General features: G+C 58.5%; 10 protein-coding genes. All 10 read left to right on the top strand.

Annotation, left to right across the window (positions count from 1 at the left end; translation table 11 throughout):
* The first annotated feature begins 203 nt into the window (after positions 1-203).
* Positions 204-1,325 (top strand): non-hydrolyzing UDP-N-acetylglucosamine 2-epimerase, encoded by a 1,122-nt coding sequence (gene wecB, locus OHD58_RS27725; RefSeq protein WP_263806847.1) that lies wholly within the window; start codon positions 204-206, stop codon positions 1,323-1,325.
* Complete coding sequence (wecC, locus tag OHD58_RS27720; protein ID WP_263806846.1) at positions 1,322-2,584, top strand: UDP-N-acetyl-D-mannosamine dehydrogenase; 1,263 nt, start codon at positions 1,322-1,324, stop codon at positions 2,582-2,584. The genes wecB and wecC overlap by 4 nt, the downstream gene beginning before the upstream one ends.
* Positions 2,581-4,707: a bi-domain-containing oxidoreductase gene (locus OHD58_RS27715; RefSeq protein ID WP_263806845.1), complete on the top strand. Its 2,127-nt coding sequence runs from the start codon at positions 2,581-2,583 to the stop codon at positions 4,705-4,707. The genes wecC and OHD58_RS27715 overlap by 4 nt, the downstream gene beginning before the upstream one ends.
* A 63-nt stretch (positions 4,708-4,770) precedes the next feature.
* Positions 4,771-6,798 carry an asparagine synthase (glutamine-hydrolyzing) gene (asnB, locus tag OHD58_RS27710; protein ID WP_263806844.1) on the top strand — a complete coding sequence of 676 codons (2,028 nt, stop codon included), beginning with the start codon at positions 4,771-4,773 and terminating at the stop codon, positions 6,796-6,798.
* Between the two features lie 3 nt (positions 6,799-6,801).
* Complete coding sequence (locus OHD58_RS27705; RefSeq protein WP_263806843.1) at positions 6,802-8,823, top strand: alginate lyase family protein; 2,022 nt, start codon at positions 6,802-6,804, stop codon at positions 8,821-8,823.
* 2 nt (positions 8,824-8,825) lie between these two features.
* Positions 8,826-10,094, top strand: coding sequence for an oligosaccharide flippase family protein (locus tag OHD58_RS27700; protein WP_263806842.1), 1,269 nt, complete (start codon positions 8,826-8,828; stop codon positions 10,092-10,094).
* Between the two features lie 3 nt (positions 10,095-10,097).
* Positions 10,098-11,765, top strand: coding sequence for a glycosyltransferase (locus OHD58_RS27695; RefSeq protein WP_263806841.1), 1,668 nt, complete (start codon positions 10,098-10,100; stop codon positions 11,763-11,765).
* A 56-nt stretch (positions 11,766-11,821) separates the two neighbouring features.
* Positions 11,822-12,673: a class I SAM-dependent methyltransferase gene (locus tag OHD58_RS27690; RefSeq protein ID WP_263806840.1), complete on the top strand. Its 852-nt coding sequence runs from the start codon at positions 11,822-11,824 to the stop codon at positions 12,671-12,673.
* A gap of 123 nt (positions 12,674-12,796) precedes the next feature.
* Complete coding sequence (locus tag OHD58_RS27685) at positions 12,797-13,597, top strand: hypothetical protein (RefSeq protein ID WP_263806839.1); 801 nt, start codon at positions 12,797-12,799, stop codon at positions 13,595-13,597.
* Positions 13,563-15,158, top strand: a complete 1,596-nt coding sequence (locus OHD58_RS27680) for an O-antigen ligase family protein (protein WP_263806838.1) — start codon at positions 13,563-13,565, stop codon at positions 15,156-15,158. Before OHD58_RS27685 ends, OHD58_RS27680 begins: the two co-directional genes overlap by 35 nt.
* Positions 15,159-15,240: the final 82 nt, after the last annotated feature.

The raw sequence follows: 15,240 nt of genomic DNA, 5'->3' as shown, positions 1-15,240 counted from the left end.
GTGACACACTTTCGGATGGACATTAATTTCTTGATCTACTAAACGCTGCCTACCTGCAGGGGTCTCGTGGGATTCCGGTCGATGTGGCGCCCTGAATCAAGAGCGCAGACAATCATATTTGGCACTCGGACAGTTAGCTGGCCTTGCCGCGAGGTAACGGTAACGGGAATGGATCACTGCTTATCCGAGGTTCGCGGCGGCCGATGAAAAAGGTCCTGACGATTTTTGGCACGCGCCCTGAAGCGATCAAAATGGCGCCGGTCGTGTCGGAACTTCGCAAGAGCGAAAAGCTCGATGCGACGGTTTGCGTGACGGCTCAGCACCGCCAGATGCTTGATCAGGTTCTCGAACTTTTCGAGATCAGACCGGATCATGATCTCGATCTCATGCAGCCGAACCAAACGCTGGATCAACTGACGGCGCGGGTCTTGACCGGCATAGGGAGCGTCCTCGACAAGGTGCGGCCGGACATTGTTCTCGTGCACGGCGACACGACGACGACGCTCGCCGCCTCGCTTGCCGCGTTCTATCGCAAATTGCCCGTCGGCCATGTCGAAGCGGGTTTAAGGTCCGGATCCCTGCTTGCGCCATGGCCGGAGGAAATGAATCGCCGCGTCGCCACGCTCGCAACGCGATATCATTTCGCACCGACTGAAAAATCGCGGCAAAATCTGCTCGACGAAGGTATTCCTTCGGCCAACATCCACGTAACCGGCAACACCGTCATCGATGCGCTGCTCGAGACTGTTGCGAAGATCCGCTCGTCGCCGGAGAGGCTCAGCCAGTTCGAGCACAAATTCTCGTTCCTGGAACCGGAGCGGCCGGTCGTGCTGGTTACCGGACATCGCCGTGAGAATTTTGGAGCGGGCTTCGAGGAAATCTGCCGGGCGCTTCTCGATATTTCCGAACGACATAGGGTGCAAATCGTCTATCCGGTCCACCCCAATCCCAGCGTACGGGAACCGGTCGAACGTTTCCTCAAAGGCGTGCCGTTCGTCCATCTGATCGATCCCCTCGACTACGAACCGTTCGTGTTTCTGATGCAGAAATCGCATCTGATCATCACCGATTCGGGAGGTGTCCAGGAGGAAGCGCCGTCGCTCGGCAAACCCATCCTTGTCATGCGCGAGACGACGGAACGTCCCGAAGCCGTGGATGCCGGGACCGTTATCCTGGTCGGCACGTCACGGGCCAAAATCGTCGACGAAGCCCGGCGGCTTCTCAACGACGACGAACATTATCAGCGTATGGCTCAGACCATAAACCCTTACGGCGACGGCATGGCGGCCAAGCGAATTAGAACCGTGATCGAGGAGCAGGAATGAGTTCTGCCAATATAAAAAGCGTCTGTGTGCTTGGCCTGGGCTATATCGGCCTGCCGACGGCTTCCGTCATCGCATCGCGCGGCGTTCAGGTGATAGGCATCGACGTCAAGGAAGAGGTCGTCGCCAAGATCAACAAGGGCGAAATTCATATCGTGGAGCCGGACCTCGAGGCCGTCACCGCGCATGCCGTCCAACAAGGCCACCTGCGCGCCGCGACCAAGCCGGAAGTTGCCGACGCCTTCATGATCGCCGTGCCGACGCCGTTTCACGATGGCAAGGCAGACCTGGCCTATGTGGAGGCGGCCGGCCGGTCGATCGCGCCACTGCTTCGGAAAGGAAATCTCGTCGTCCTCGAATCGACGTCTCCTCCGGGCACGACCGACAGGCTTGTCGAGCAGATGGCCGCCATGAGGCCAGACCTGAAGTTTCCGAGTGCTGGTGATGAGGACTGCGACGTGCATGTCGCCTATTGCCCCGAGCGGGTCCTCCCGGGTCGGGTCTTGACCGAACTCGTCGAAAACAGCCGCGTCATCGGCGGCATCACCGCCGGTTGCTCGGCCAAGGCCGAGGAACTGTATCGCATCTTTTGCAAGGGCGAGTTGAACGTCACCAACGCGCGCACCGCCGAAATGTGCAAGCTGACCGAGAATGCGTTTCGCGACGTCAACATCGCATTCGCAAACGAGCTTTCGATCGTCTGCGAGAAGCTCGGCATCAATGTCTGGGAGCTGATCAAGCTCGCTAACTATCATCCACGCGTCAACATCCTGCAGCCGGGTCCGGGTGTCGGCGGCCACTGCATTGCGGTCGATCCCTGGTTCATCGTCGCGGCAGCACCCGACGAAGCGCGGCTTATCCGTACTTCTCGCGAGGTCAACGACAGCAAGCCTCAACTGGTGCTCGGAAAGATCAGGACGGCGATCGACAAAAGAGGCGCTGCCGGGCGCCCGACGGTGGCGCTCCTGGGCCTAGCATTCAAGGCGGACGTGGACGATCTCAGGGAAAGCCCCGCCCTGGCCATAGCCGAGACGGTGGCCGGATGGGGGAACTGCGAAATCATCGTGTCGGAACCGAATATCGACAAGCTGCCCGAATCGCTTGCCGGCAAGCCGCACGTCCGGATGCTGGAAGACATTCAGGAAGTGGTTGGACGGGCCGAAATCCTGGTGATGCTGGTCAATCACCGGCCTTACACTGAAATTCAACGGGGAAAGCTCGACGGCAAGACCCTCATCGATACACGGGGAGTCTGGTCGTGAAGCAGCTTTTGGTCAAATCGGGCAAGGTTTTCCTGAAGGATGTGCCGGCTCCGACCGTCAGCCCGAAAAATGTCCTGGTCAGCGTCAAGCAGTCCTGCGTCAGCGTCGGCACCGAGATGGCCGGCGTCAAAATGTCGGGCCTGCCGCTTTACAGGCGCGCGTTGAAACAGCCGCATCACGTCAAGAAAGCCCTGCAGTTGATGAAGGACCAGGGCTTTGCCCGGGTCTACAAGCAGATCAAGGGCAAGCTCGACGCAGGCCTGCCGACCGGATATTCGGCCGCGGGGACGGTGATCGCGGTCGGCTCCGAAGTCGAGGGATTGAAGATTGGCGACCGCGTCGCGTGCGCCGGGGCGGGCATCGCCAATCACGCCGAAATCATCGACGTGCCGGTCAACTTGACGGTTTCCATTCCGGACAGCCTCGAATTCGGCCCGGCCGCGACGGTGACGCTTGGCGCGATCGCCATGCAGGGCGTACGGCGCACGAACCCGACTCTGGGTGAGACGGTTGTCGTGATCGGTCTCGGTATCCTCGGGCAGATCACCGCGCAGCTTCTGACCGCCAGCGGCTGCCGCGTGATTGGAACCGACGTCGACGAGAAGCGTATCCAGACCGCGCTCGACAACGGAATGGATATCGGCATCAAGGCCGGCGATGGCGATCTCGTCGAAAAGATCACCAAGCTTACCGATGGATATGGCGCCGATGCGGTCATAATCACCGCTGCCTCGTCGAGCAGCGAGATTCTTGCCCAGGCTTTCCAGGCATGTCGGCGCAAGGCGCGCGTCGTTGTTGTCGGCGATGTCGGGCTGAACATCGCCCGCTCGGACATCTACACCAAGGAACTCGATTTCTTTATTTCCACCTCATACGGGCCGGGCCGCTACGACCCGCTCTACGAGGAAGAGGGCGCGGACTATCCGATCGCCTATGTGCGCTGGACCGAAAACCGCAACATGAGCGAATATCTTCGCCAGCTCGCGGCCGGAAAGATCAGCCTCGCCAACATGCTGCAGGACCCGTTCGATATCGACCGGGCTGAAGAGGCCTACGGCTTGCTCAGCGCTCCTGGTGCGAAGCCGTTGCTGGTGCTCCTGAAATACCCGGAGCGCGAGGAAGCGCGCAAGGCCACGCTTCAGGTGGCCGCGCCAGCCGCGAAGAGCGGCAAGATCAAGCTGGCTCTGATCGGTGCCGGAGGGTTCGCCCAGGGAATGCACTTGCCGAACCTGCAGAAGCTGAAGGATTCATATGAACTTCACACGATTGTCAGCCGCACCGGGCTTTCGGCGCGCGGCGCGGCGGAGCGGTTCGGTGCCGCCAACGCATCGACCGATTTTGAGGCAGTGCTCGCAGATCCGGCTATCGATTTGGTGCTGATCGCGACGCGCCACGATCTGCACGCCGATATGACGTTGAGGGCACTGAAGGCCGGAAAGCACGTCTTTGTCGAGAAACCGCTCGCGATGACGGAAGAGGAACTGCAGCAGATCGAAAGCTTCTACAGCGAGAACCCGAAGGGACCGGTACTGATGACCGGTTTCAACCGCCGCTTCTCTCCTGCCATCGCGGCCGCAAAAAAGGCACTGGCCGGCCGCACGTCCCCAATGATCGTCAACTATCGCATGAATGCGGGTTATATTCCGTCGGATCATTGGGTTCATGGTCCGCAAGGCGGTGGCCGCAACATCGGCGAGGCCTGCCATATCTACGATCTCTTCAACGCACTGACCGAAAGCCAGCCGGTGGGCATCCAGGCGGCGTCGATTGTTTCCGATACCAAATATTGGCGACCGGACGACAATTTCGTCGCGACGCTACGTTACGCCGACGGCTCGGTGTGCACGCTCACCTATACCGCTATGGGCTCGAAGAGCTATCCGAAGGAGCGCGCCGAGATATTTGTCGACGGCAAGGTGCTTACGCTGGATGACTACAAGCAGCTTAGCGTGGCAGGTGGCAGCGGCGGCTGGAAGGCGTTGACGATCGAGAAGGGCCAGCTGGAAGAGTTGACGGCGTTGGCGGCGACCCTGAAGTCAGGATCAGCGTGGCCGATTTCGCTGGAAGATCAGCTGGCGACGACACGCGCCAGTTTCGAAGTCGACCGTCAAATTGCCTTATAAGGTCAATACCCGGTTGCATTGCATCGACATGTCGATGCCCTGGGGCCAGAAGGGACAGCTTTCATGTGCGGAATAGTCGGTGTCTTTGCCTACGGAAAGCCGGGCAGGGTGACCGCGCCGCTGATCGAGCGGATGCGCGATACAATGGCCCACAGAGGTCCCGACGGCAGCGACCTTTGGGTCTCGCCCAGTGGCCAAGTCGGCTTCGGCCACCGCCGTCTTTCCTTCATCGATCTCAGTGACCTGGCCGGTCAGCCGATGAGTAACGAGGACGGCCGCATCTGGCTCGTGTTCAACGGCGAGATCTATAATCACGCCAAGTTTCGTGGCGAGTTGGAGGCCGCGGGGCACCAGTTCAAGACCGACCACTCCGACACCGAGATCCTCGTGCATGGCTACGAGGAATGGGGGCTGGATGGTCTTTTGGAGCGCGTATCGGGTGATTTCGCCATCGGCATCCATGACGCACGCGAGGATGCCCTCTATCTCGTCCGCGACCGGATCGGCGTGAAGCCCCTCTATTTCGCCGTGTTCGACGGCGAACTGGTGTTCGGCTCCGAGATCAAGGCGCTGCTTGCCCATCCGAAGGCCGAGCGCGACATCGATCCTCAGGCGATGGTCCATTACCTGAGCTTTCTGACCACGCCGGCGCCGATGACGATGTTCAAGGGCATCTACAAGGTGCCGCCGGGCTGCTGGCTTCGGATCGGACCGGACGGCGATATCAAGATGGTCCGATACTACGATGCGGTGCCCGGCAAGGGTATCGACCCGTCGGAGACGCGCAATCTGTCCGAGGCGGCGCTGGAGGACTTCTATACCGACGGTATCCGCACACGGCTGCACGATGCGGTCGAGCGGCGGATGGTCTCCGACGTGCCCATCGGCGTATTCCTCTCGGGTGGCATCGATTCTTCCGCAAATGTCGCCTTGATGTCGAAGTTTTCGGACAAGCCGATCGACACCTTCACGGTTGGCTTCAAGGACTTTACCGGTCTCAATGAGCTCGATTACGCCAACATCGCCGCCAAGCGGTTCAATACGAACCATCACGAGGTGCTGATCGACGAAGCCGACATGATCGGCTACCTCGACAGCCTTATTCATCACCAGGACGAGCCGCTCGCAGACTGGGTTTGCATTCCGCTTTATTTCGTTTCGAAACTCGCCAAGGACCAAGGCGTTAAGGGCGTCCAGGTCGGCGAAGGCTCCGACGAGCAGTTCTGCGGCTACAAGTCCTACATGGGCTATCTGCGGCTCTATCACCGCTATTTCCAGCCGTTCCGCTCCTATGTGCCGCAGCCGTTGAGGAAGGTCGCAGCGATGGCCGCCGTGGGTGCTTCCGGGCTCAATCCGCGGTTTCCGATGTACGCCGACATTATCGACCGGGCTGCGCGCGATCGCGAGCATTTCTGGGCAGGCGCGATGGTGTTCTGGAACACCAGCAAGGATCGCCTGGTGCGCTACGACGCGCTGGGCAGTTCCAGCCATCATGATCCGATGATCCGCGCTGGCGTGCTCGATGCAAGCTATGTCAGGCCCGACAGCTATAATGTGATCAAGTCGTTCCTCGAGCCGTTCGACAGGGCACATAAGGGCCAGGACGCGCTGACGCGCATGATTCACAACGAGTTCCGCCTGCGGCTGCCTGAGCTTTTGCTGATGCGGGTCGACAAGATTTCGATGTCGGTTTCACTGGAAGCTCGCGTCCCTTTCCTCGACCACGAACTCGTCGACTTCAGCTTCGACATCCCGGAAAACTGGAAAACGAAGAACGGCACTGCGAAATATCTGCTTAAGAAGGCCGTCGAAGGTCTGATCCCGGACGAACTGATCTACCGCAAGAAGATGGGTTTCGGAGCGCCAATGGCCGACTGGCTGCGCGGTTCGTTCGGCGAGCGGGTCGAGCGCGGGATCAGGAATTCCAACCTCTTGAAACGCGGTTTCTTCAACACGGGCTATATCGACGAACTTTTTGCGCATCATCGGAGCAAGCGTGCGGACACGAGCTTGCAGATATGGACGCTCTACAACCTGACTGCCTGGTACGACTACTGGATCGACGGTAAGGGCGAAAAGAGCGTGCACTGAGCCATGGCCGTCTCTTCAATCCTGCGCCGGGCCGCGCGGCTCGTCCGCAAGCCGCCCGGCTATCTGGTCCGCCGGCTGGCGCGCGAAGCGGCGATGGAAGCGGACCGTGTGCTGGCTCCGGTATCGGCTCGCCGCATGGCGGGAGAGCGCCTCGCCAGGATGGCGGGATCGGCCGACATCGGCGAATTGTGGGAAAAACTGGCTTCTAGACCCTATCCGACCGTGACGCGGGACTTCGACGCCCACGCGTTTTCCAGTCGATTTCCCGAGGCCCGGCAATTGATTACTGCGGCGGCTGAACGCGCCATAGCGCATCGAGTCGATCTTCTCGGCACCGGACCGGTGGATCTCGGTGTGCCGATCGACTGGCTTCAGGACTTCAAGACAGGTGATCGCTGGGCGCCGGCCTTCTGCCGCGCCATCGACTATATGAACAAGGGCCGGCCGAGCGATGTAAAGGTGCCGTGGGAAATCTCGCGCCTGCAGTGGCTGCTGCCTGCCGGGCAGGCATTCCTGCTGACCGGCGAAGAGCGTTATGCCGAAGCCGCACGCGACGTACTCGAACAATGGATCGAGGCAAATCCCTATGCATGGACCGTAAACTGGTCATGCACGATGGAGCCGGCGCTCAGGATACTGGCTTGGACATGGCTGTTCCACGTTTTCGCCCGCTCCAGCGCCTGGAACGACGAATCATTCAGGGGACGCTTTCTTTCAGCACTTTATCTGCACGGACAATTCACCGAACGGCATATCGAGCGGTCGACCATCAACGGAAATCACCTGACGGCCGATGCCTCGGGACTGGTTTTCGCGGGGCTTTTTTTCCAGGGCATCGGCAATGCCGACCGCTGGGCGGCGGAGGGCTGGCGCACGCTCGAGCAGGAAATTCTCGTGCAGGTTCATCCCGACGGTGTCGATTTCGAGGCTTCGGTTCCCTATCATCGCCTGGTCGCGGAACTTTTTCTGCTGCCAGCGCGCTACAAGTTGGCAGCAGGCCAGGCAATATCCGCAAGTTACCGCGAGCGGCTGATAGCCATGGCGCGCTTCGCCGACGCCTATTGCCGGCCGGACGGGACATCGCCGCATTGGGGAGATGCCGACGACGGCCGCGCGCTGCCATTCGGTACGCAGCCACTGGATGACCATCGTTACCTAGTGGGGCTGATCGGGCTTACCTTTGGTGATGAGCAACTGATGGCAAAGGCGTGGGGTGAGGGTGACGAAATCGCTTGGCACTGCGGCATGCAGGTCTTGGATAGGCCGCCGGTGTGGCACGAGCCGGACTCGGTCGCTTTCCCGGACGGCGGTGTCTACATTCTGCGCGATGCCCGCAACCATGTCTTCATCGACTGCGGCCCGGTCGGTCTTGCCGGCCTTGGCGGCCATGGTCACAACGATCCCCTCTCTTTCGAGGCCTGGCTCGAAGGGGCGCCGCTGATCGTCGATCCGGGTTCTTTCGTCTATACGGCTTCCTTCGAGGACCGCAACGCGTTCCGATCGACGGATGTCCACAACACGCCCCGCGTTGATGGCAAAGAGGTCAACCGGCTGTATGCGCCGGACAACCTCTGGAACCTGCACGACGATGCGAAGGCAGAAGCCTTGTCCTTCGAGGTCACGGAGCTGGGGGGAAGCTTCCGCGGCAGGCATTCGGGTTACGGGCGGCTTGCCGAGCCGGTAAGCGTGCAGCGCGAGATCGCTCTTTCGGTCCGCCCGGCTTCATTGACTGTGATCGATACGATCGAGGGCAAAGGCACTCATGCGGTATCGGTGCCCCTCCATTTCGCACCCGGGATTTCGCTCAGGGAGCAGAGTGTGGGCCGCTGGGTCGCGGAACGCGACGACTGTTCTTTCCTGATCGAATGGAGCGGGGGCGGATGGGCGGTCGTCGAAGAGGATACGCGCATATCGCCGAGCTACGGCGTCGTGCTGCCCGCGAAGCGGCTGGTCTGGCGGATCGAAGCGGAACTGTCGCTGCGGCTTTCGGTGACGATTGCTGCCATGCCGAAATCAGACACCTGAGCATGCTTCCCGGCGCCCGCGATATCGTCACCACGGTCCTGGCTCGCGCTGTCGCGATGATCGGGCCGTTCGGTGTAAGCATCATCACGGCACGAGTGCTGGGACCGGAGGATCGCGGCCAGTACTTCCTGATCGTCTCCTATGCGCAGATAGCGGCGCAAATGGCCAATCTGGGGCTTCAGACCTCCAATACATATCTCGTCGCGAACAAATCGGATCTCGTTGGCCGGCTCCTCGTCAATAGCTTCTATGTGGCAGCGATCGTCACGCCCATCGTAGCACTGGCGATCGTGATTTTCGTCGGCCGGCCGGAATTGCTCGGCCTGGGCGCTCCGTCCGGCGCCTCGCTTGGCCCGGAGGCGTTCATGGCGGTCCTGCTTGCGCCGCTGATCGTTCTATTTCTCTACATCGTCAACATGGCTGTCGGCATCGGGAAGATACAGCTTTTCAATGGGTTGACGATACTCTCGGGCGTTGCCGCTGTGGGCACTGCCGCGGCCGTGGGGCTGTACCACGGGGGAACGACGGATTTTCTGTTCGCAGCCGCAGGAGCGGTGGCGGTCAGTTGCGTGGTTGGCGGAGTGCTTGTCCTTTCGGGCACCAGCGTTCCACTCTCCTTCGACATTCCACTTTTCCGCAAGGGCGCGCTGTTCGGGCTGAAAGTCTATGTTTCGGGGTTCCTGAGCTTCCTGATGATGCGTGTCGGCGTGATTGCACTCCAGCAGCGGTCGGATCTCCTGGAGATCGGTCAGTTTTCGATTGCCACGCAGATCGCGGATGCGCTCATCCTGCTCCCCGGTACGGTCGGGCTGCTCCTCTTCCCCAGCCTTCTGCGCATGGAGGGAGAGGATCGCCGGACAGCGATGTGGCGCGTATTCCGGCGATTGGGCGCCTTGATGATCGCCCTGCTTATCGTCGGCGCCTTACTCATTCCCTGGATTCTGCCGGTGATCTTCGGTGTCGCCTACCAGAAAGCCGTTTTGTTGACCCTGGCGATGCTGCCCTCAGTGCTGATCGTTTCAATGATCACTGTCCTTTCCCAATATCTCGCCGCCGAAGGCTATCCCTGGCGACAGGTGACGGCGTGGCTGGCCGGATTTGCTGTTCAGGCGGGGTTGAGCTATTGGCTGGCCGGGGAGTTCGGTGGTTTCGGCGTCGCGATCGCGCTGGCCGTGTCGGCTGCGCTGGTGTTTGTCATTTTGCTGCAAGCAGCATCTGCGATGCGATCGAAGATTTCCCACGAGCATTCATCGTCAGAAGGCAGCGAGTGAATCGTGCAAAGAGTCATAAGTTATTATGCGCTGACTGATCGCTTCCGCCACTCGATCGAGTTGCAAAGCTCGGGCAAGGTGGAGTTTTCCGCGGTTGGTAGCTTGCGCAACCTTTCCATGGGAGCAATGCTCAGGGAGATTCGCAGATTAAAAGCGTCGCGAATGTCCGTGGCCATCGAGAGCGACAGTGCCCGTCCTCTTGCTGGCCCGCTTATGTTGCTTGCGGCATTGACGGGAACCCCCCGCATAGGTCTGATCTGGCCGGATGGACATTCGGAAGAGGTCCCGCGTTGGAAAGTCGCACGCTATCTGTTCGAGATCATGAAGGATCAGATCTCCAGCCGCATTGCCTATAGGATAGCGGCACGTGAAGCGAGCAAGCTGGATCGCTTTCGGCCATTGAACACAGCACAACCCGTTGCGGATTCGAAAGCTGTTCTTTTCCTGGATGCCAATCTTTCTTTCGGCGTTGTAGCAGGCGGCTCTGTCGGGCACACGAAAGGCGTGATCGACGGTTTCATAGGCAAGGGGTTTGCTGTCGACTATGCAAGCGTCAAGCAGATACCGACCGACCGCCCGCGGTCACGCGGGCTACAAGTCCCTGCGCCAAGCCTCTACAGCTTTCCTGTGGAACTGAACTACTATTCGTTTGGGCGTATTTACGAGCGATATGTGGAAGGTTGGGCGAGGAAGCGAAGCTACGCATTCCTCTACCAGCGCATGTCGATGCACAATTATTCCGGCGCCAGGTTGAGGAATCGTCTGAATATTCCCCTGATTCTTGAATATAATGGTTCGGAGGCATGGGCGTCCGCGAACTGGGCTGAAAAGCTTGTGTTTAACGACATGGCCGTCGCAATGGAGCGGATAGCCTTGCGCAATGCCGACCTTGTCATAACAGTCTCGAAAATTCTCGGAGAGGAGGTCGCGGCGGCAGGCGTGCCGCAGGAGCGCATTGTCGTCTATCCCAACTGCATCGACCCCGAAATCTTCAATCCTTCCCGGTTCAGCAAAACCGACAATGCTATGCTTCGGAAGCGCTGGAACATTCCGGCAGACGCGATGGTTGCCACATTCGTAGGGACATTCGGAACCTGGCATGGTGTGGATTTTCTCGCTAATGCGGTGTGCCGCCTCATCAATGAAGACCGGGATTGGGTAGAGCGGAACAGACTGCATTTCCTCCTCGTTGGCGATGGTCTTAAAATGCCTGCCGTTAGGGCAGCGCTGGACGATCTGAAGTACCGGTCTTTTGTCACGCTGACGGGTTTGGTATCGCAGAACCAAGCTCCTGGATATTTGGCCACATCTGACATTTTTCTGTCGCCTCATATGCCGAATCCTGATGGCACCGCGTTCTTCGGTTCACCCACCAAGCTTTTTGAATACATGGCGATGGCGCGGCCGATCATCGCCTCCGATCTCGACCAGATCGGGAAGGTGTTGCGGGGAACATACCTGTCCGAAAGCGAATCGGAGATTCCGCTGGCGGAGCTTTTCACGCCCGGCGACGAGGACGGTTTCCTGGTGTCCCTTCGCCGGATCGTCGAAAATCCCCTAGTGGCTGCAGATATGGCAAAGCGGGCGCGTCGTGCCGCGCTGAATTCGTACACATGGGACCATCACGTCGGCGCGATCCTTGACAGAATGCAGAAACTGGGGCTGCGTTGATTGGTGCGGCCATCTTTGAATTCGTCGGACGACCGTAGTCACACCAAGGGAAGCACATGAAAAGCGAAGCCCGACTTGAGGCACAGAAGCAGTGGAACGCAACTGCGTGCGGAGAACTGGAGGGCGACAAGGAAACGCCGGATTATTTCCTTGCAGTCGAGAAAGACAGGTTCGCTCAGCAAGCTTGGGCGCTTGAGTATTTCGACTATTCTCGATTTGCCGGAAAGCGGGTTTTGGAAATCGGCATCGGGCAGGGCACGGACCTCATGCAATTCGCCAAGGCCGGCGCCGAATGCTTCGGAGTCGACATTACCGACAATCATCTGGAACTCACCGCCCGCAATTTCAGGTTACGCGGGAAGAAAGTCGATTTGCGAAAGGCCGATGCCACCCAATTGCCGTTTCCCGACGGATATTTCGATTGTGTCTATTCTTTCGGCGTCATGCACCATATTCCGGAGATCGATCGCGTCGTCGCCGAGGTGCACAGGGTCCTGAAACCAGATGGCGTTATCATGGTCGCTCTCTATTACAAATGGTCGGCATTCCACCTGATCAAGTGGCTGTTATTGAAAGGACTTCTCAAAGGGGACATGTTCAAGCTTGGTTATTCCGGTTTGCTCGCGACTATCGAGACGGGGGCGGATGGCAAAGTTGTCAAGCCGTATGTGAAGCTTTACGGCAAAGCGGAGACACGCCGATTGCTACAGAACTTTGAGGTCGACGACGTTTCGGTTCACCAGTTGTTTGCGGAACATATCTTGCCTTCGTCCGCGGTCGGGCGATTGCGGAACAAGGAACTGCCTCTCTCGTCTGTGTTTGGATGGTACGTGGCTTGCAAGGCTAGGAAGGCCGCGAGCAGTGGCGCGAATTCCATCAGTACCCGAACCGTCAACATTGATGAATAACGTCGTGAGCCGACGGTCCGTGATGGATCCAGTCTCTTGGTCCGCGCTCTGGACCGGCCTGAGCATGCGAGCACTGAAGTGTTCCCTTCCCGGCCCCAGGTTGTTTCTCTACGGTGCAACAGCATGAGAACTCGCCTGCTCATTGCCGCCTTGGTCGGTGTTTCACTCTTCGCAATTGCTGTGTCGACATATGCGCTTCGAGCTCGCGACAGCGCCATTCGGGGCTGGGCCTTCGCGACGCGGCTGAAAGTGGAAATTGCAGAGCTGAATACACAACAAAAAGTTCGCGATAACCGCCTCAACTCCTATGAAAAAACGTTCAAATGGCTGATATCCAAGAATGCTGACATACAACCCACAGATAGCAAACTGGAGATTGCCGAGAAGCTGACCAACCATCTCTACCAGACAACTCTGTTTTCCGGTCCTTGGATAAATTCGAGCATAGAGCCGCAGCGATATCTGATGACGATTGGCCAGGAGAGCTTCAATTATTGCTCGTCGTTGAGCACCACATTGGACTGGATGCTCGGCCTGTTCGGCATCGAGGCGCGGTCAACCCACTTTGCGGCACAGTCCTTCTTCACCGGTTCACTAGGTGATACTCACACATTGGTCGAGGCACTGATCGACGGACGAGTCATCGCGATCGACCCGACCTTCAACACGACCTACTCCTGCGGCGATAGAGACCTCCTAGACGCGAAAGCTATGATCGAATGTGCGTCAACCGGACAGTTCAACCATCACTATATTGCGAAACCTCGACCAGGAAGAAGCTTGGCGGAATATTACATTCCCATCACAAAGATTTTGTATGCTATAGACGCGACTCAAAGCCCAGATCATTTCTATACTTACGAATACCCTTCTAAAGGTTGGCTTCAAGATGTCCGTTCTAAATATACCGGGCAATCAAACTAGCGGTTTGCGGAGCCGTTTCGCTCTCGCCATCGCAGTTTTGCTCCTCCTTGCCAGCGCGCCGTTTGTTGCGCAGCGCTTCCCCGACTATCTGCCCGGGTATCTCATTCAAATTCCGGCGGTCCTCTTCGCCTACGGCTACGCCGTGCGCTATGATCTTGCGGCCTATAACTGGCCGGAGCGCGCAACGCTGTTACTTTGCTATCTGGTCCCGCTCGAAAACACCTTTATCATCAAGGCTGTACGAAAGGCTTTGCTCGACAGCCACATAGTATTGGAAGTCTTCAGGCCTTCGATCCTGCTGCTCACCGGCATCGCAGTCTATCTGGCATGGTCGGGGCGACGTGCCGCGATACCGGCGACGTTGCGGTGGTCATTCGTGACGGGCTTGATGGGGTGGCTGATCGCTACGATGTTCGCCGCTGAACCACTCTTATCCGTCGGCGTCGGTATTTTCGAGTTCCTAGCCCCATGGCTCGCGATGTATGTCATTCTCGCCGTCGCCGATAGACCTTTGGCCGGCCATGCGCTGAGGTTGTTCTGCGCCGCGTTCGTACTGGTCGCCATCGCGCAAACCGCCGCAATATTGCCAGCGCTTCCGAGTGTCCCTCTGTTTGCCAGCGAGTTTCTCGAGGTCAAAAAGAACGTACCGCTGATGGTTGCGGCAGGCGGGAATGGTTACGGTAACACTGACAATCTCATCTCGCTTTCAGTAATGGCGATCCCTGTTATGGCTGGTAGTTTGTACCTCTGCCGTCTTAACCATAAATTGCCAATCTTGGCAGCGATCCTGTTGCTGCTCTTCGCCGGAATGCTAACCTATTCACGAGCCGGTACTGTTTCTCTCATCGTTGGCTTGCTGGCTCTGTGGTTGCTCAGGGTCTTCATTTTTAGGCAAGCCAGCCTCGCAATCCTGTCGCTTCTAGTAATCGTCGGAGCTTCGCACACAGACCCGACGTCGATCGCGTACTTCACAAATGGTGTTGCTTCGTTCCTGGCGCCCAGCCACACGGCGGGCGATCAGCCCCAAACTCGAATAACAACACGATCTCCTTCGCCGGCGGCAACGGACGAAAACAGAACCGCTCGGCGCGAACCTCCCCCGGTGAGAACCGACGAAAGCGGAACCGTTCGGCGTGAAACATCATTTCCGCCGGCGGCAACTGCAGACGAAAGCGGAATCGCTCGGCTCGAAGCATGGAAAACGGGAGCGAAAATCGCTGCGGCCCATCCATTGATCGGCATCGGATATGGGCACTACGTGCTTGCCGACAAGTTGCTGACTGCACCCCATAGCATGATCCTGCTGCGCTTGGCCGAAGGCGGCATTCTCAGTGCTGTCTCATTCCTTCTTTTGGCTCTTTATGCGCCATTAGGGTTACTCAGAATGCTCTGGCGCCGCGAGCGGGACATGTTCGCGATTACTTGCTTGGTTGCCGTTTCGGCCTTCTTTCTCAAGGCGGCAATTTTTGGCGCTGCCTTCTCCATCGCTGGCATGATCCCTTGGGGCTTTTGTGTTGCCTTGCTAATTGCCACCAGCAATATAAAGGAGGAAGATGTTTGATGCTTTGTTGCGTCGCTGGTCTTCCTCTGAGACGTAGACTTATTGTCGACGTACACGCTGCTCGATAGGTGCACTGGTGCTC

This window comes from Mesorhizobium sp. ZC-5 (assembly GCF_025753855.1).
In the GTDB taxonomy this organism is placed as follows: domain Bacteria; phylum Pseudomonadota; class Alphaproteobacteria; order Rhizobiales; family Rhizobiaceae; genus Neomesorhizobium.
The sequence above is the reverse complement of the archived record's forward strand: the minus strand, read 5'-3'. Positions and strand labels throughout refer to the sequence as shown.